Origin of the sequence: Baia soyae (assembly GCF_004341445.1) — a bacterium.
GTDB classification, from domain to species: domain Bacteria; phylum Bacillota; class Bacilli; order Thermoactinomycetales; family Thermoactinomycetaceae; genus Baia; species Baia soyae.
Genome location: NZ_SLXV01000019.1, coordinates 1 through 17,115, shown reverse-complemented (window position 1 = coordinate 17,115; position 17,115 = coordinate 1). Strand labels below are relative to the sequence as shown.

The window sequence follows — 17,115 nt, the reverse complement described above, 5'->3', positions numbered from 1 at the left end:
CACTAAAACTCCCCTTTCCCATGAAACAACGTCATATTCCCGTTGTCATGGCAAGACGCACCCATTTATGCTGATCCTGGGCAATGCGTCGTAAGGCAATTCTCTCTTGCGATTTCGGCCCCTTATTTTCTGAGACGATTTTCTGGAATACTTCCCATTCTGGTTCGGCATAGTGCCAACGTTCTAACTTGGAATCATAGTGTAATGTGGGGTCAGGGATCGTAAGGCCGAGCGACCAGATCCGAGGAACATATTTTGCTAGAAATTTTTGCCGCAGTTCTTCGTTGGTTTTGGTTCGAATGCGGTAATGTAACATTTTCTGAGCAGCTGGGGTTATTTCTAGAGGTCCGAAGAAAAAGAGGAGAGAGTACCACCAATAATCGAGGGAATCTTGCAACATTTTGCGTTGCTCATCGGTTCCCATTGCTATACTTAAGATTACGTTTTCACCATGCTGCATATGAAAACTCTCTTCTGCACAGATTCGCTTCAGGATACGAGCATACGGTGCATACGAGGTAGACAACAGCGATGCCTGATTAATAATGGCGGCTCCATCAATCAGCCAACCAATTAAACCCGCATCCGCCCATGTTCTCGCTTCCATATGAAAAACATTGTGAAATTTCACCTTGCCTTCTACTAAATCATCTAATAACTCTTCGCGCCCTTTTCCATACGGCGCGGCCAAGTCCTCTACGATACGTAGCAATAATTGCCCATGGCCCATCTCATCTTGAACCTTTGCCATCAAAGCGAGCTTCCGCCGTAGATTCGGTGCTTTTGGCACCCATTCCTTTTCAGGATAAACACCCATAATCTCACTTACTGCATGCATATGAATCAATTTAATCAACAAGTGGCGGTAGCCATCCGGCATCCAATCACTCGCCTCGATCTTGGCTCCACTTTGCACCCGTTTCACAAATTCTTCTTCCAACCGTTGTGAATCCACAATGACGCCTCCCTTGATCCATAAGAGAAACCTACAACTTATGCAATCCACACTATATACGCACAATAAAAAAGCAGGGATTAAATGGGACCCTGCTTTTAGCATAGACGAACATTCTATTTATTGTCAATATTTTCAACTAGGTCTAAAGTAACATTCCTCTTTTTCCCTTTGATGCATACATATAGTATCTCTGTGCATTACCAAAGAAAATCAGATGGACTCTCAATTTGTTTTGGTTTAGGAGTCTCAATTTGTATAGGAGCCGTTTTCATTCTACTCGTAAACGAAACGGATCTTTCATACTGCTCCCCACATGGCAGGAAGTCACTATATCCAACAAACTGATTATCTGAACAAAGTTGTACTTCGATCTCATATTGACGATACTCTAAGACGATTTTACTAACTCGCTCAGCAAGGGTCTCCTCATCTTTAGCAGATACTCCAAATACAACAGTCATAAAATGCACATTCTCCAGGTTATCCATTTCCTTCCTTGCCGATATGGATACAGGAAAATCAAAGATATTCGTGAGATACGCCCATTCGGATTTTCCAGGAAATTGTAAGTCATCGGGAAAATAGATTGCATAAAGGTAGGATGTATAGACTTCTCTCACTTCACCAGTCGCCTCTTCCAAATGACGAGTCTTTAAATGGTGCGGATGGATCTCAATTTCACTATCATCTAGAGTAAGAGTACTTATCTCTGACTCAGTCACTAGATTTCCTAGTTCATTCGGTGGAGGAAGTTTGTGATCCTGATAGACATGTTGACAAATATACCATTTAAGATCCTGAGTACTTAGTCTATGTATACTCATAAATCCTCGTAATGATTGGAATAACAGCTCTTCTTGCCCTGTATATTCAAATAGCTCTTCTTCTAAAATCTCTCCATCAGCAATCCCAGTGATAGAGTAGAGATAACGGATAAAATCTCGAATCTTGTGTTTCCATCGACGACGGAAATAGTTCTTGAATTCTCTTTGCTTCGGCTTTCGTAATCGAAATCCAATAAAAACCCTGATCTCAGTATAAGAATTGATAACCTCACTGATCAGTTGGGGAGGTTGATCAGAATGAGTGCTGATTTCTTCTTCAAATGAAAACCATTTGAGTTCGCTATTTGTTTGCTTATTTGAATAACAAGGCACTTGAATGTAGTGATATTCTTCAGAGAGGTGAGCATCTTGAAATCGAGCATGCATCTGTTTGCTTTCATACTCCGAACGCTTGATTTCATAATACGCCCACACAGAGCCATCTTGACCAAACGAGAGATTTCCTTCAATGTGACGGGTGGGAAATTCAATTCGAACGGGTCTCATGGTCTCTCTCCTTTCTTGGAGAATCACGACACGTAACAACGGTTCCGAACTGGACGACAGTTCGAGAAGAAGTCGACTCATGGGGTCGATTGGCTAACTTTCCATTTTCCACTTTCGTAATCCCATTACTTACAGATACCTTTTTCATACTATCTACCTCATAAACTACTTAGTTTCCATACCCACAATCATCCAACGTTCTCCATCCTTCTCCAATTGAATTGTATATGGATACGTATAAACTCCATTGGTCTTTATGGTTCCCTTATCCTTTTCTTTAAATTGAACTTTCGCCTTTACCACCATTTGTTTCTCTTTGTATACTTCCAACTCTTTAATTTTAACAAATTCCAATACTCCAGTCATTCCTTGGATACGTTTGGAATTGGACTTTGTATAGCTAGAAAGTTTATCTGGATTACCGGAAACATAATCTTGGAAGAACGTTTTTAGATACGTTTCCAACTCCTGTTTGGTAGAACTATCTGCCTTATTGGATAGAGACTCTTCCTTTTTTGTCACATCTGGAGTGCTTGGCTGGCTAACATAGTAAGGGATGTCTGATACGACAAACTGGCCATTCCCTATACTCTCAATAGGAACTGCGAGAAAGCGCTTGTCCATCGAAAGAACTTTATCACTTTTATCCCGTATGTAAACCTCTGCTTGTACCGTCATAATGGCTTTGTTAGGACTTTTCTTCTCTATTTCCCACACTCGGACCTTCCCTGTCGAAAGGTTCGCTTCTATAGATTCTAAACCAGCTTGTTTGTCCAACCCCTTCATCAAAAAGGGCTTTAAGCTATCGGCCCGGACATCTTCAAATCCCTGATGCAGGCTAAAATACGTAGAGACAAAATCTTCAACAAAGGATCTTGCAGTCTGGCTCATAACAGGAGCCTCCTGCTCAATACCTCTAGCGGCAGCCGTGCTATTTTTTAAATAAAAAAAACCAAGTGGAAGAGCCACTACATTGATAGTCAGTAATCCCCAGATTAAAATCTTCTTCGATCTCATACCTTTTATCACTTTGTATTCCCTTGGATGATCACCTTTTTTTCTAATCAAAATCCGATCCTCCTCATACTAGACTTAAAGAAAAAAAGGGAATGAAAAAACTCATCCCCTTTCACTGCACATTACTTTTTCAACTCTGGCATTTTCAATTCTTGTCCTGGATAAATCCAATGACCAGCATCTTTTGAATTGCGTGAGTCGCGTTTTACTAACATATCTTTATTTAATTCCCAAATCTCTGTCCATTTGTTTCCATCACCAAGATGTTTTTTCGCGATATCCCATAAGCAATCGCCTTTTACCACTGTGTAAGTTTTTACTGATTCTGTAGTAGTCGCTTCAGTAGTTGTTTCTTCTTTCGTTGTTGCTTGTGCAACTGTAGCAGATTCATTGGCATTATTAGTATCTGCCGTTGCAACAGTTACTCTATCAACTGTTGATGCCTCAGGAGCAGTTACAGGCCCTTGTTTGGAAGCATAAACCGGAGCAGCTACTTGTGAAGATCCAGTAGATTTACCAGGTTTTGTTGGTTCTGGCTTCGTCGCCTCTGGCTTCGTTGGCTCAGGCTTTGTTGACTCTGGCTTTGTCGGCTCAGGTGGCTTCGTTGGCTCAGGTGGCTTCGTTGGCTCTGGTGGCTTCGTCGGCTCTGGCGGCTTCGTTGGCTCTGGTGGCTTCGTCGGCTCTGGCGGCTTCGTTGGCTCTGGCGGCTTCGTTGGCTCTGGTGGTGGCGGTGGTGGTGTAACTTCTCCGCCTGCTGGTGGTGGTGGCGGTGGATTAGTATCCGTCGCGTACGATGGGACAGTTAGACCTAGAGATAGTGTTAGTGTAAGTGCAGTAAGTGCTAGTTTCTTTCTCAAAATATCTCCTCCGAAATTCATGTTGTATTTGCGCTCTCATAAAGGGAGAACTATTAACCTTTTTTCATTGTTTTTTATAAAAATCCCAGGAAAAAGGTCAATCTTCCTTATTATGTTCAAAATTGAAAACTGTTTCAAGTCCTTAAAAAAAATATTTATCTTTTATTTTTTCAATTCATTCAATACACCTCACTCAAATTTAAAAAATTATGTCTTTATTTTATTCTATCAGATACGGTGGAACTATTTTTTTACAGAAATATGTATTCTTCTTTTGCATAGAAAGATATTCTTAGCAATAAAATAAAAGTACAACATTTGGAAGACACCTCGAGTTTACTTGAAATTCAAAAGTGGAATAAAATACAAATCTAAATCTGAGTTAGTTTAATCTAGAAAGGTGAGAGTTACACTATGAAACCAAACACCACTGCATTACCAGATATTAAACACAGTGTTGTACTACATGCACCACTCAAAACCGTATGGGATATCGTATCTAATTCAGAGAGCATTGCTTCTTGGTTTATGCCAAATAATCTTGAACTGAAAATAGGTTGTGAGTTTCATATAAATTCGCCATTTGGCCCTTCCCCTTGCAAGATAATAGAAGTAGATGAACCACACCGTCTATCCTTTTCATGGGATATAGATGGATGGGTGATTACGTTTCTATTAAAAAAATGTAATGACCAGCAAACCGAATTTACACTCATTCATAGTGGATGGAAAGAAGCAGATCACCTCTTACCAAAAGCCAATGAAAAAAGCTCTGTCATTCGTGAGCGTATGGACGAAGGCTGGAAAGTAATTATTTCAGATCGCCTTACAAAGGTGGTGGAGGGTAAATAACGCCTCAACAACCTTTGCATTTACTTACTCATTTTATCGAACTACCGGCTACCTGCTTTTTTTAGATGATCAACATGTACTAACGTCTTAACTACTGGGACAGATAGTTTGAGTATGAAATATCCTACCATATAACCAATCACATTTAAGAATAGATCATCAATGTCAAAGCGTCTATAGTCTTGGCCGATCATGTTAGTTAGTGTAAGTTGTAAACATTCAATGAACAGGGATACACCCATTCCCATTAGGAATGCTTTACCCGCCGAGTTCACTTTCCTCCATAGAATCGATACATAAAACCCAAAAGGAAATAGCAGTAGCAAATTCCCACCGATTTGTAGTAGTGCGACATTTGGAACTTCACTTCCAAATGTACGCGTGATACTTTCAAGTGGAACAAAATTATTTAATCCGGTCGGTGTTGCGTATTCGGGAGGAAGGATTTTGATTGGAAAAAATATTTCTTTCAATAGCATCGTAATGTATACAATAAAAGTAAGATGAAGTGCTCTTTGCATCCAGCTTTTATTCTTCCAGAATATGAAACCCATATAGGTCAAAACAATGACGACAATGTAAAGTGGCTTTAAATCAATTAACACTAACACTACTCCTTATCATATTTTACATTAGCTCTGACTGTACAAAAATCGTCTGCCTTTTGGAATGAGAAATAGTATTTACCGGGTCCTACATTTGAAAAAGTATTTTTACTCTCGATATGCCTAGATTGTTTAATTCGCCCAATGAAATCATCCACTCCCCATGCACTGAATCGATACAAGTCAACAAAGAAGTAATCATTTGCTGGTCGTTTGGCAGTCGTACACTTCTCTGAATTCCCATATGTTTGTATTGTTAGATTAGTCCCTGAATAGTCTCTCACAGCCCCCTTCACCTGATAATCAAGGGTCAACGTAGATGTATAGGAATGAGAGGATAACGTAGATGTATAGGAATGAGCAAAGGCCATCATCGGAATCGCAATGAAAACCAGTAGCGATGCTATGGATCTCTTTAAAGACTTGAACATGTACACGCCCCTTTATGTAGTGCTATTTAAGGTAAACTTTCTTAAATAAGAAGAGTTTGAAATATCTTTTCTTGTAGTATAATTTTATCTAATGGAAAAATGTTTTCAATTCAACTAGCTTACAATTAACTTACAAGTTTGTAAGAAAATCATGATTGATCCCACATTATCGTGATCTTCGTTATTTTTTTGCTTTTCATAAAGTAACTGCCACAAAGAATTATATGTTCTTTGCAGTTCCTCCCATTTGTATAATCTAATAATTTTATATTATATTATAAATAATCAGAAAACTTACTTCTTGATACTAGCTCCCTATTAGCTCCGGTAATGAATCTTTATATACCATCTTCCAAACTGCACTACTTTCCAGAACGCAAACAAAAAAGAGCTAGTCAAAACTAGCCCTTTGCATTTCACTTACTCTTTTATTGAACTAACCGCTACCTGCTCTCTCGCAATAACCGCTTTAATCTGGAAATAGGTCACTTCAGCTGGCAGGGCTTCTTTGAGTGGCTTTAGCTTAGATGCACCTAATTCTTGAACAGCTTGTAAGATGGCTTCTTGGTACTCTTCGGGAATAATGGTGTCCCATGGGATGTCATAGCCTTCGCTGTGACAACGTACGAGATGATCTTCAATCGTTTTATTAGACATGTTCCGCGTGGAAGCAATCTCCTTAATCGATTTCCCGGATTGAAAGAAGTCATAGGTAACAAGATGGCTCTGGTTTATATCTTTTCGCATCGGTGCTTTCGATTGCACTTTCTGTTCACGTTCAGAGGCAAAGGTGGCTGTGATCTCTAAAATTCTAGCTCCGTATTTGGCAACTTTGTGCTGGGTCATACCGACCATAGAGAGAAGTTCGGTGTCATTTAGTGGAATCCGATCTGCCATAGCACGCAAGGTTGAGTCAGACAAAATCATGTATGGAGGCAGTTGCTCTTCATTTGAAAACACTCGGCGGAGATCATCTAAGCGGTCAAATAGGGTAGAACGCTTCGTTCGCAGTTGTCTCTCCTCTGTTATCACAGCAGTTCGAAGTGGACGAAGATAGACGTTCAGCTCTCCTTTTAAAACTTGGGCCGCTTTGTCAGTCAGTTTAATGAGTGGCAAGGAACCTGTGGCAGAGTTATAGGTTTTGATGTATCCCTCTGCTTGCAGTGTAAGGGCCAATAGCTGTATCTCTTTTTCCGTATACTCTCGTAAAATCCCGTATGTAGGAAGTCGATTGAAGGCGAGCTCCATTACTCTTTTGGATTTAGAGCCTTTTAGCACTTTGGCAATCATAGAGAGACCAAAACGTTCCTTCATACGCCTGATACAGGAGAATAGCTTCTGTGCTTCTACAGTAAAATCTTGTAGGCTTGTCTCCATTTGAGCCAAGCAATTATGACACTTGCCACATGGCTCTTCTATCGGATCATCGAAGTACTGGATAATCGTGTTTTGCAAACATGATTGTGTGAAGCAGTATTGGTACATCGCATGAAGCTTGCTTGATTCTAGCTTCTTACGCTCTTCGTTCATTTCGGATTGATCGATTAAAAAACGCTGAGTTCGTACATCTTGTCCTTGATACAACAAGATGCATTCGCTTTCTTCCCCATCACGCCCCGCACGTCCTGCCTCTTGGTAGTAATTCTCGATGTTTTTAGGCAGGTTATAATGTAAGACATATCTTACATTATGTTTATTAATACCCATCCCAAAGGCGTTTGTCGCTACGATGACCGAAAGTCGATCATAGGAAAATGCTTCTTGGGCTTGCGCGCGTTGGCCCTCTGTCATCCCGGCATGGTATCGTCCCACAGAGAAACCGCATTCTCCTAGGTGTTGGTAAAGCGCATCCACTTCTTTACGCGTGGAGCAGTAGATGATACCAGATTGTTTGGGGTATCGTTTGAGATAACTTTCGATAAAGGAAACCTTCTCTTGATCATGTAGGACAGAGAAACGCAAATTCGAACGTTGAAAGCTCGTTAGTACGGTGTTTTCTACAGGAATTTGTAAGATATCTTGGATATCTTGACGCACTTGTGCCGTCGCCGTTGCAGTTAACCCAGAGACGATTGGCTCATTGGGCAATTGTTGAATCATGGTGCCGATGCTGAGATAACTAGGACGAAAATCATGGCCCCATTGCGAGATACAGTGAGCTTCATCGACTGTTACGAGGGAAACAGGAACCTTTTGTAGCATTTGTACAAAGGATTCCATCTCCAATCTCTCAGGCGCAAGGTATACAAGCTTAATTTTCCCTGCATAGATCTCCCGCATCCGTTGCTCCATCTCATAGTAATCAACAGTGCTATTTAAATAGGTAGCTGGAATTCCTAATTGGTTAAGGGCATCTACTTGGTCCTTCATCAGGGAGATTAAAGGAGAGATGACCAACGTAATTCCGTCCAGTAACAATGCAGGTATTTGATAACAGAGGGATTTCCCGCCACCAGTAGGCATAATTCCGAGAGAAGGTTTCCCCTCTAGAATTTGAGAAATCATCTGTTCTTGTCCGTTTCTAAAGGTAGGATAGCCATATAGATCCTGTAACAATCTCTCAGCTTTCTCTATTAACTTCATCATTCATCCACCTATTCGCTTTCGTTGTTACCATCATAGCGAATTTTAGGGAGTTGGACGAGAAAAAATATTATTTTTTCCTTTATATAGAAATTAGGGAAGTTACTGATATAGTTTCTCTAATTCTATATTTCCAAGCTTCGTATGAATAGACAATGTAGGGGTACCAGATGCTTCCCCTTGACTACCCGGCGTACGGTCCACTTCATGGGTAAGTCCTTTATCTGTTTCGATATTCCCGAGATCTGTAAACAGATTGATCTTAACTGGGTTAGGATCCTTGGCGAACTTTACTTCCGCATTACCCATTTCGGTATGCATTTTATTGTTCCCCTTCACAGCTTCAAGTCGATCAACTTCAATATCACCCATTTCGGTAGCAAGATCAAAAGACCCATCTATTCTTTCAATATGAATATCACCATAGTTGGTATTGGCTTTTATCTCAGTACCTTGAAACTCATGAAGAAAAATATCACCATAGGAGGTTTTCATCTCTAATCTCTTCAATGCCATGCTTTGCTCACTTGAAATCTTGCCATAATCTGTTTCGACACGAACCTTATCAAACATCTTTTTAGGAATGTATACATGTAATACACGTTGTTTAAATGTGACAAATCCAATACTAAAATTAAAGATCGAGTGCTTACGTTTTTGCTCTACCGAAATATGAATATCCCCCTGATCGCCTGTAGCTTTCATTACAGGTTGTTGACTTTTTGGGAAATTTCCTTTTAGGTGTGCATGTACTTGATCATCTTGACTAGGATGCAACATTACATCAGCAAATTCACTATTAATAAAAATCTGCTTTATATCCTTAGTACTCAATGTTTCTTTTATTTCCAATTCTTGCCCTAAATCTTTAAATCCCACCAATCCAACACCCACACTTCCAACTACACCAATAACGATAAGGATAAGCGAGAGCAGTACCACCTTCTTCATCTTGCTTCCCCCTTAATAATCTTATAGTTTGACTTGATGTAGCGAATAAACCACTGATAGACAACTTTCGAAAAGCGATTCAATCCAGTCCACATTAACAACCCTATACCCAGACATATGAAGCTTACAAATAAAGAAAAAACTCCCTCTATCGGTTCTACTATAAAAAATGAAGCAAGAGCCACAAGAGGTATCATGCATAAAATAATGGCTGTCACATAAAACGAAAAAACAACTGCTATAAACGCAATAAATGGTCCTACCAAGAAGATCAGATTAAATAAACCTAATCCAATTAACATATAAGTGGATCGAAATCGCCTGGAGGATGGTCTTTCTGGGCGTTCTTCCTCTATGTAGTAATCGGCTAAACACTCTTTGGCGATCAATTTAGGTTTCCCTAAGGATTGGATCACTTCTGATTCTGTTTTTCCTTTCCCAAGTCCATGCTCAAAGTGAGTCTCATAATCACTCAGGATATCCTCCTGATCACTAACAGGAAGCTTGTGCAAGTACGAACGTAATTCATTCAAGAATTCCATCTTTGTCATCTTCTATTCCCTCTTCTATCAATTGATTTACACTAGCGGAAAATGATTTCCATTCTTTAACCAAGCCTTGGGCATAGTTTCTTCCTTCATCGGTTAGCTGGTAATATTTCCTTGGGGGTCCTTCCTGTGATTCAACCAAATAGGTGGTAAAGTACCCTTCCTTTGTTAGCCTTCTTAATAGTGGGTAGATCGTACCTTCTGCGATCAAAAATTTCTCCGAAATCGCATCTACTAGCTCATAGCCATATCGATCCCGCTTTACAGCTAACACCAAAACACATAATGTGAGCACACCCTTTTTAAATTGAACATTCATCAAAAAACCTACCTTCTTTAACGGTACTATACATTACAAGGTACAGATTAATAATTAATATACTATTAACTACAAAATAATGCAAGGTACTGTTCTATAAATGATTCATTAATATTCTTTCCTCCTTCTTTCTATCGTGAATAAAACTCGATTTCATTCAAAACAATATCCAATAATTATCAATTGAAACCGGTTTCATCTAGATATATGGTTGAACTAAATATTAGTGTTGCTAAATAGTAAATAAGGAGAATCAAAATGAAGTATGATCAACTAGCAAAAGACATTTTAAAAAATGTTGGCGGGAAAGAAAACATTAACAGTTTAGCTCATTGTGTGACTCGTTTACGCTTTCAGTTGAAAGATGAAAGCAGAGCAAATACGGAGGTACTGAAAAGCATGGACGGTGTGATCACGGTTATGCAAAGCGGTGGTCAGTACCAAGTTGTCATCGGAAATCATGTACCTGATGTATATAAAGCTGTAGTAGATGTAGGAGGATTAGATGCTCAAGCCCCTGTGAATACGAATGAAGACGATAAAAAACAAGGACTATTTAATCGCATTATCGATATTTTCTCTAGCATTTTCACACCGATTCTCGGGGTTTTAGCGGCGACGGGGATGATCAAAGGCTTTAATGAGCTATTTGTAACACTGGAGTGGTTTACACGCGAGTCAGGAACGTACCAGATATTAAATGCCGTTGGAGACTCACTCTTCTATTTCTTCCCGATTTTCCTAGGCTATACAGTGAGTAAAAAATTTGGTGGCAATCCTTTTATTGGGATGGCGATTGGAGCAGCATTGGTTTATCCAGCCCTATCTGGTTTATCAGGAGGCGAGCCACTCTATACCTTATTTGCTGGAACGATGTTTGAATCACCGATTCATATTACATTCTTAGGGATTCCTGTAATTTTAATGAGTTATGCATCATCTGTAATCCCAATTATCTTTGCCGCTTCTTTTGGAGCAAAAGTAGAAAAAGAGCTGAATAGAGTCATTCCTGATGTAGTAAAAGCATTCTTAGTTCCCTTTTTAACGTTACTGATCGTTGTACCCCTTACATTCCTGATTATTGGACCGATCACCACATGGGGAGGTCAGCTATTAGGACAAGCAACACTGTGGGTTTATCATCTAAGTCCTCTCGTGGCCGGGTTACTCCTGGGGGGGTTCTGGCAAGTCTTTGTGATCTTCGGCCTCCATTGGGGCATTATTCCGATTGGCATGAACAACATTGCCGTTAGTCATATGGATCCAATCCAACCTTTGGCTTTTAGTGCGGCCTTTGCACAGATAGGTGTCGTACTAGCAGTCTGGCTGAAAACATCAGATAAAAAGATAAAGACCCTTGGGATTCCAGCCTTTATATCAGGGATTTTTGGAGTAACTGAGCCTGCCATTTACGGGATTACACTTCCATTGAAAAAACCATTCATCATAAGCTGTATTGCGGCTGGTATTGGTGGAGCGATTTCCGGAGTATTTGGTTCCGTAAACTATATGGTGGGAGGCCTCGGAATCTTTGAACTTCCTGTCTACGTTAGCCCGAAAGACGGCATTACGGCAGGATTTTGGGGCGCTGTCATCGCTATGACCGTTGCTTTTATCCTTGGTTTCATCCTTACCTCCCTACTCGGCTTTAAAAAAGCTTCGGAGGAAGAGGAAAGCCAGAAGGAAAACAAAGAAGAGAAAACTTCTGAACTAAGATTAGAGCTATCCAGCCCTCTCACCGGTGAAGTAAAACTTCTAGAAAATATAAAAGATGCCGCCTTTGCATCGGGCGCCCTTGGGAAAGGGGTTGCGATTGAGCCTTCGGAAGGCAAGCTATACGCTCCCGTTTCTGGCACCGTTTCCGTTCTCTTCCCAACTCATCATGCAATCGGGATTACCACAGACGACGGTGCAGAAATCTTAATCCATATCGGAATGGACACGGTACAGTTGAACGGTACATTTTTCACACCTCATGTGGAACAAGGTTCCCGTGTTGAGAGGGGACAACTATTAATCGACTTTGATATAGAAGAAATCAAAAAAGCAGGATTTGCTTTGACAACGCCAGTCGTGATTACAAATCAAGACCAGTTCCATATTACGACTATAGGTGAACAGCAGATTCGTGTGGGTGAGTGTTTGATGAAATGGGAGGGTAAAACCAGCCCAGTCCTTAACTAACATCCAATATCCATCTCAACAAATGGAACGAATAACCCTACCACAAGAGAGGACGAACAACATGAACAACTTCCCAAAAGGATTCTTATGGGGCGGAGCCATCGCTGCCAATCAAGCTGACGGCGCATACCTAGCAGATGGAAAAGGCTTAACCACCGTTGACCTGCTCCCCACTGGAGAAAAACGTTGGCCTATTATGGATGGTGGCTTACAGTCCTTCACACCGGAACCAGGAGAGTTTTACCCATCTCACGATGCAATCGATTTCTATCACCGATATAAAGAAGATATTGCCCTATTTGCCGAAATGGGCTTCAAAGCACTGCGTATCTCCATCTCTTGGGCACGTATTTTTCCAAACGGCGATGATGAGAAACCAAATGAAGCTGGCTTACAATTCTACGATCAATTATTCGATGAATTATGGAAGAACGGTATCGAGCCAATCGTCACCATTGCCCACTTTGATGTGCCGGTACACCTTGTAGAAACATACGGAGGTTGGAGGAACCGGAAGCTTGTCCACCTCTTTGAAACGTATACTCAGACTCTCTTTACACGCTACAAAGAGAAGATCAAATACTGGATGACCTTCAACGAGATCAATATGCTCCTACATGCACCATTCCTCGGTGCGGGCCTTGTCTTCCAAGAGGGAGAAAATCGAACGCAGATCCAATATCAAGCCGCCCATCATCAGCTCGTAGCAAGTGCACTAGCCGTAAAAGCATGCCACGAAACCATTCCCGGAGCACAAATCGGATGCATGCTCGCCGCTGGAACGGTCTACCCATACTCTTGCAATCCAGACGACATCTTCCATGCGATGGAAAAGGACCGCGAATCCTTCTTCTTCATCGACGTCCAATCAAGAGGAGAATACCCTGGTTATGCCAAACGTTTCTTCCAAGACCACCAATTAACCATTGAGATGGCAGAAAGCGATGAAGAGCTGTTGAAGAAATACACAGTGGATTATATCGGATTTAGTTACTACTCGAGTCAAGTAACCAGCACCGATCCAGAAATACTTAAAAATACAACGGGCGGCAATATTTTTGCATCAATTGACAATCCTTATGTGGAAAAGTCCGAATGGGGCTGGATCATTGACTCCAAAGGCCTACGCATCACTGCCAACCAACTATACGATCGTTATCAGAAACCATTATTCGTCGTCGAAAACGGCCTAGGAGCAGTAGACCAATTAACTCCTGAAGGAGAAATACACGACGACTATCGGATCAACTATCTACAAGCTCACATCGAAGAAATGGCCGAAGCGATAAAAGACGGTGTAGACATCATCGGCTACACCAGCTGGGGCCCTATCGATATCGTCAGTGCCTCCACAGGCGAGATGAAGAAGCGGTACGGCTACATCTACGTCGATCGAGACAACAACGGTAGCGGAACACTAAAAAGATATCGCAAGAAAAGTTTCTACTGGTACAAACAAGTAATTGAAACCAATGGTCAAAAGCTTGATTTATAAAGTTTCACATGAAGGAAAGGGAGCTATTCCAAGTAACTCATTTACTTTAATAGCTCCCTCTTTTCTAGAAGCGCACTGAATGAATTCGGAAAAATTATGTATAATTCTCTATGAAACTCCTATTTACCAATCTCCAAAAGAGAAGGGAAAGTGATCGGAATGCTATTTGAATCAACCCGAATGAAATTAAGAAAGATGACAAATGAAGATACGGAACTTTACCACAAATGGAGAAATGATATAGAGGTGATTCGTTCCACCTATCTATCTTTGGATATGTATCATATGGATGAAACGAAAGAATTTGTAAATCGTATCTTGGAATCCCATACAGGCAAAAGCTACATAATGGTTGAAAAGGAAAATGAAACACCCATCGGCATTATTTCATTAGTCAATATTGATTATAAAAATAGAAATGCTGAATGTATTATCGACATCGGTGAAAAAGAATATTGGGGAAAAGGCTACGGCTCAGAGGGATTGAAATTACTACTAGATCTCGCTTTTTACGAAATAAATCTTCACCGAGTTGCTCTTAAAGTATTTTCATTTAATGATAGAGCGATTCGATTGTACAAGAAGATCGGCTTTCAAGAAGAAGGAATTTCTAGACAAAGCCTATTTCGAAATGGTAAATGGCACGACATCATTCATATGGGAATCCTACAAGATGAGTACTTTGAGCAGAATCAGTAAATGAAAAAGAGTTTATTCTAGGTAATATAGCCTACCTAGAATAAACTCTTTAACCATGCTAAGATACCAATTTATACCCTACGGTAAAGGAACGTGACCTCTATGAAAATCAGAAATTCTGTCAAAGCCATCCTCATCCACGAAAAATCATTGCTAGTCACAACGTATGAAGATCAAGACGGTATCTATCATCTACTTCCAGGCGGAGGTCAGCATGCAGGCGAAACCTTAGACCAAACCCTGATGAGAGAATGCCTTGAAGAAACCGGGATCGAAGTCAACCTTGGCGATCTCCTATTCGTGCGAGAATGCTTTATGGACCCAGGTGTTCATCGGATTGAATTTATGTATACCTGTACACCTACATCCATCCATACAGACACTCCTATTCTCAATATGGACCGCAAACAAACAGGCATTTCATGGCTGCCTTTAGACGAATTAGAGAACCACCCCTTATTCCCTATTGGACTCAGGAAACGGATTTTAGCTTTTCACAGTGGAGATTCACCTTCTCCTATCTATTTGGGCGAGATCACGTAAGCCTATCTCTCCACTCACAACGAAACCTGATCCGAACTAGAGGCCAACATACGGCCCGACTCCGCCTCATCTAATATATATATTTCACCCAACTCACGAATCACCACACAGTCTTCCCTCTTACTAACCTGCGCAGCATCTAACAACCGTTCGAGCGGCTCCTCTACCGGCTCAAACGATAACACAAACGTATTCCAATGAATCGGAACCAACTTCTTCGCACCCGAATCGACGAACATCTGCCACGCCTGTTCAGGTGTACAATGATTTACTTGAAACGATGCCGGCTCGTACGCTCCAATCGGCATAAAAGCGAGGTCGATTTCTCCCCACTTCGGTAATTCCTTACATACATCCGTATAAGCCGTATCACCCGGATAAAATAACTTCTTATCCCGATAGCTGAGCAGAAAGCCCGTATATCCCTGATTCCGACTCCATGGATATCGTTTCCCCCAATGAACCACAGGAATCGCTTGGATCACAAGGCCATTCGGCAGAACCATGTTGTCCCATTGCCCATCCAATTCTCGAATTTCCTTTGCTCCTAGTTTCCGAAGCAAACGAGATATGCCGGGAGCCGTAATAATCACCGTTTCAGAAGTAACTACTTTTCGTAATGATGAAAAATCCAGATGATCCATATGAGCATGCGACATGAGCACCACGTCGACAGGCCCGATATTCTCTACATCTATGGCAGGACTCGTATGACGCCGGAGTCCCATTTTCCAATTATCTCCCCAACCTAGAGGAATCCCAATCCGCTCTGTTAAAACAGGATCCGTTATAATCCGAATCCCATAAAACTGAATTAGCACCGTAGAATGACCAATCCACCCCACCGTCACACGTTCTCGATCCCACTGAGCTGGATCGATTCGTTTAGGCGGCACTTGATACGGTGGATTCGGCATTTGCGACATTCTATAAAATAGAAATCCTACTACGAGCAGGATGAGGGTTACCACGCAAAATAAGAAGGTAAACAATATACCCATCTAGCTCACTCCTTTTTACCTTGTTTCTCTACTATAGCGGACCTGCGTTAAACAATCACATCAAAAAGATTAAATCTTTGTTAGTAAGTCACCATATCCTCTATTCTCATTTTGACAAAAAGGACAGCGAAAGATACTTATCATCATGATTTTCTGCTCCGCTAGGCAGATGTCCTGACTTCAGGGCTAAATTGCCTGCTGGTCACGGCTATTAGGCAAGCTTCTGTTAATTGGGCCAGTCCCCTCATTCCTTTCTGGGACCATACCCAGCCCACGGGCATACACATAGTGTAGAAAATAAGGACTTAATTAGGAGGAATGAACATGTCTCAAGCGAATATACCTAATATTTCCCCGAATATTACCATTACACGAGAAGACGCGATCAACCTGCTCTTATCTTCCATTGCACTCGAAGAATTAGGGCTTAGCCATATTATTAACGCGGAGGGCGAAAAGCTTCAGTACGTTTTAGGAACTCTACCAGGGGTTACTCCCCTCATCCAACCAACAATATCGGATTTACTTCTCATAAATAGCAGTGTCCGCGAAACCATTCGTGAAGTTAGAAAAAAAGAATGGATCCTAAATGAGAAATTAGAAACCGTTTTTGAAGCAGAAAGTAATACACTACCATAAATAAAAAAATCGAGTAGGAGGGGGTGATTAACCCCCGACCTCTCACACCACCTAGCATGCGGTTCCGCACTAGGCGGTTCACTTAAGTCTGACGAATCCAAT

18 protein-coding genes are annotated in these 17,115 nt (G+C 41.1%); 6 read left to right on the top strand and 12 right to left on the bottom strand.

Going from position 1 to position 17,115, the window contains the following annotated elements; translation table 11 throughout:
* Positions 1 to 31: 31 nt before the first annotated feature.
* From paaA to EDD57_RS14370, 5 genes are all read right to left on the bottom strand, one after another.
* A complete protein-coding gene (paaA, locus tag EDD57_RS07680; RefSeq protein ID WP_243649488.1) occupies positions 32 to 955 on the bottom strand; it encodes a 1,2-phenylacetyl-CoA epoxidase subunit PaaA in 924 nt (307 codons plus the stop codon).
* 200 nt (positions 956 to 1,155) lie between these two features.
* Positions 1,156 to 2,289, bottom strand: coding sequence for a hypothetical protein (locus EDD57_RS07675; RefSeq protein WP_131848873.1), 1,134 nt, complete (start codon positions 2,287 to 2,289; stop codon positions 1,156 to 1,158).
* Positions 2,270 to 2,437, bottom strand: a complete 168-nt coding sequence (locus EDD57_RS14375) for a hypothetical protein (RefSeq protein WP_165873710.1) — start codon at positions 2,435 to 2,437, stop codon at positions 2,270 to 2,272. Before EDD57_RS14375 ends, EDD57_RS07675 begins: the two co-directional genes overlap by 20 nt.
* Positions 2,438 to 2,454: 17 nt before the next feature.
* Positions 2,455 to 3,357, bottom strand: a complete 903-nt coding sequence (locus EDD57_RS07670) for a conjugal transfer protein (protein ID WP_131848872.1) — start codon at positions 3,355 to 3,357, stop codon at positions 2,455 to 2,457.
* A gap of 71 nt (positions 3,358 to 3,428) precedes the next feature.
* Positions 3,429 to 4,163: a LysM peptidoglycan-binding domain-containing protein gene (locus EDD57_RS14370; protein ID WP_165873709.1), complete on the bottom strand. Its 735-nt coding sequence runs from the start codon at positions 4,161 to 4,163 to the stop codon at positions 3,429 to 3,431.
* A 414-nt stretch (positions 4,164 to 4,577) separates the two neighbouring features.
* Here EDD57_RS14370 and EDD57_RS07655 point away from each other — a divergent pair, with 414 nt between their 5' ends.
* Positions 4,578 to 5,015, top strand: coding sequence for an SRPBCC family protein (locus EDD57_RS07655; RefSeq protein ID WP_131848871.1), 438 nt, complete (start codon positions 4,578 to 4,580; stop codon positions 5,013 to 5,015).
* A gap of 41 nt (positions 5,016 to 5,056) precedes the next feature.
* On the opposite strand, the gene EDD57_RS07650 is transcribed toward EDD57_RS07655, so the two are convergent.
* From EDD57_RS07650 to EDD57_RS07625, 6 genes are all read right to left on the bottom strand, one after another.
* Positions 5,057 to 5,620, bottom strand: coding sequence for a VanZ family protein (locus EDD57_RS07650; protein WP_131848870.1), 564 nt, complete (start codon positions 5,618 to 5,620; stop codon positions 5,057 to 5,059).
* A 5-nt stretch (positions 5,621 to 5,625) separates the two neighbouring features.
* Positions 5,626 to 6,051 carry a hypothetical protein gene (locus EDD57_RS07645; RefSeq protein ID WP_131848869.1) on the bottom strand — a complete coding sequence of 142 codons (426 nt, stop codon included), beginning with the start codon at positions 6,049 to 6,051 and terminating at the stop codon, positions 5,626 to 5,628.
* A gap of 420 nt (positions 6,052 to 6,471) precedes the next feature.
* Positions 6,472 to 8,634, bottom strand: a complete 2,163-nt coding sequence (gene recQ / locus EDD57_RS07640) for a DNA helicase RecQ (protein ID WP_131848868.1) — start codon at positions 8,632 to 8,634, stop codon at positions 6,472 to 6,474.
* Positions 8,635 to 8,736: 102 nt separating this feature from the next.
* Complete coding sequence (locus tag EDD57_RS07635) at positions 8,737 to 9,585, bottom strand: DUF4097 family beta strand repeat-containing protein (protein ID WP_131848867.1); 849 nt, start codon at positions 9,583 to 9,585, stop codon at positions 8,737 to 8,739.
* Entirely contained in the window at positions 9,582 to 10,136 is a 555-nt protein-coding gene (locus EDD57_RS07630; RefSeq protein ID WP_131848866.1) for a DUF1700 domain-containing protein, read from the bottom strand. The genes EDD57_RS07635 and EDD57_RS07630 overlap by 4 nt, the downstream gene beginning before the upstream one ends.
* The gene (locus EDD57_RS07625) at positions 10,111 to 10,452 is read right to left on the bottom strand and encodes a PadR family transcriptional regulator (protein WP_131848897.1); all 342 of its coding nucleotides are present in this window, start codon (positions 10,450 to 10,452) and stop codon (positions 10,111 to 10,113) included. Before EDD57_RS07625 ends, EDD57_RS07630 begins: the two co-directional genes overlap by 26 nt.
* Before the next feature lie 258 nt (positions 10,453 to 10,710).
* On the opposite strand from EDD57_RS07625, the gene EDD57_RS07620 reads away from it, so the two are divergent.
* From EDD57_RS07620 to EDD57_RS07605, 4 genes are all read left to right on the top strand, one after another.
* Complete coding sequence (locus EDD57_RS07620) at positions 10,711 to 12,636, top strand: beta-glucoside-specific PTS transporter subunit IIABC (protein WP_131848865.1); 1,926 nt, start codon at positions 10,711 to 10,713, stop codon at positions 12,634 to 12,636.
* A gap of 61 nt (positions 12,637 to 12,697) precedes the next feature.
* Positions 12,698 to 14,131: a 6-phospho-beta-glucosidase gene (locus tag EDD57_RS07615; protein ID WP_131848864.1), complete on the top strand. Its 1,434-nt coding sequence runs from the start codon at positions 12,698 to 12,700 to the stop codon at positions 14,129 to 14,131.
* A gap of 159 nt (positions 14,132 to 14,290) precedes the next feature.
* A complete protein-coding gene (locus EDD57_RS07610) occupies positions 14,291 to 14,830 on the top strand; it encodes a GNAT family N-acetyltransferase (protein ID WP_131848896.1) in 540 nt (179 codons plus the stop codon).
* A 102-nt stretch (positions 14,831 to 14,932) separates the two neighbouring features.
* Positions 14,933 to 15,373 carry an NUDIX domain-containing protein gene (locus EDD57_RS07605; RefSeq protein ID WP_131848863.1) on the top strand — a complete coding sequence of 147 codons (441 nt, stop codon included), beginning with the start codon at positions 14,933 to 14,935 and terminating at the stop codon, positions 15,371 to 15,373.
* Positions 15,374 to 15,387: 14 nt separating this feature from the next.
* On the opposite strand, the gene EDD57_RS07600 is transcribed toward EDD57_RS07605, so the two are convergent.
* On the bottom strand, positions 15,388 to 16,374 hold the full coding sequence (locus EDD57_RS07600; RefSeq protein ID WP_131848862.1) for an MBL fold metallo-hydrolase: 987 nt from the start codon (positions 16,372 to 16,374) through the stop codon (positions 15,388 to 15,390).
* A gap of 324 nt (positions 16,375 to 16,698) precedes the next feature.
* Here EDD57_RS07600 and EDD57_RS07595 point away from each other — a divergent pair, with 324 nt between their 5' ends.
* On the top strand, positions 16,699 to 17,013 hold the full coding sequence (locus EDD57_RS07595; RefSeq protein WP_131848861.1) for an alpha-helical endospore appendage domain-containing protein: 315 nt from the start codon (positions 16,699 to 16,701) through the stop codon (positions 17,011 to 17,013).
* Positions 17,014 to 17,115 lie beyond the last annotated feature (102 nt).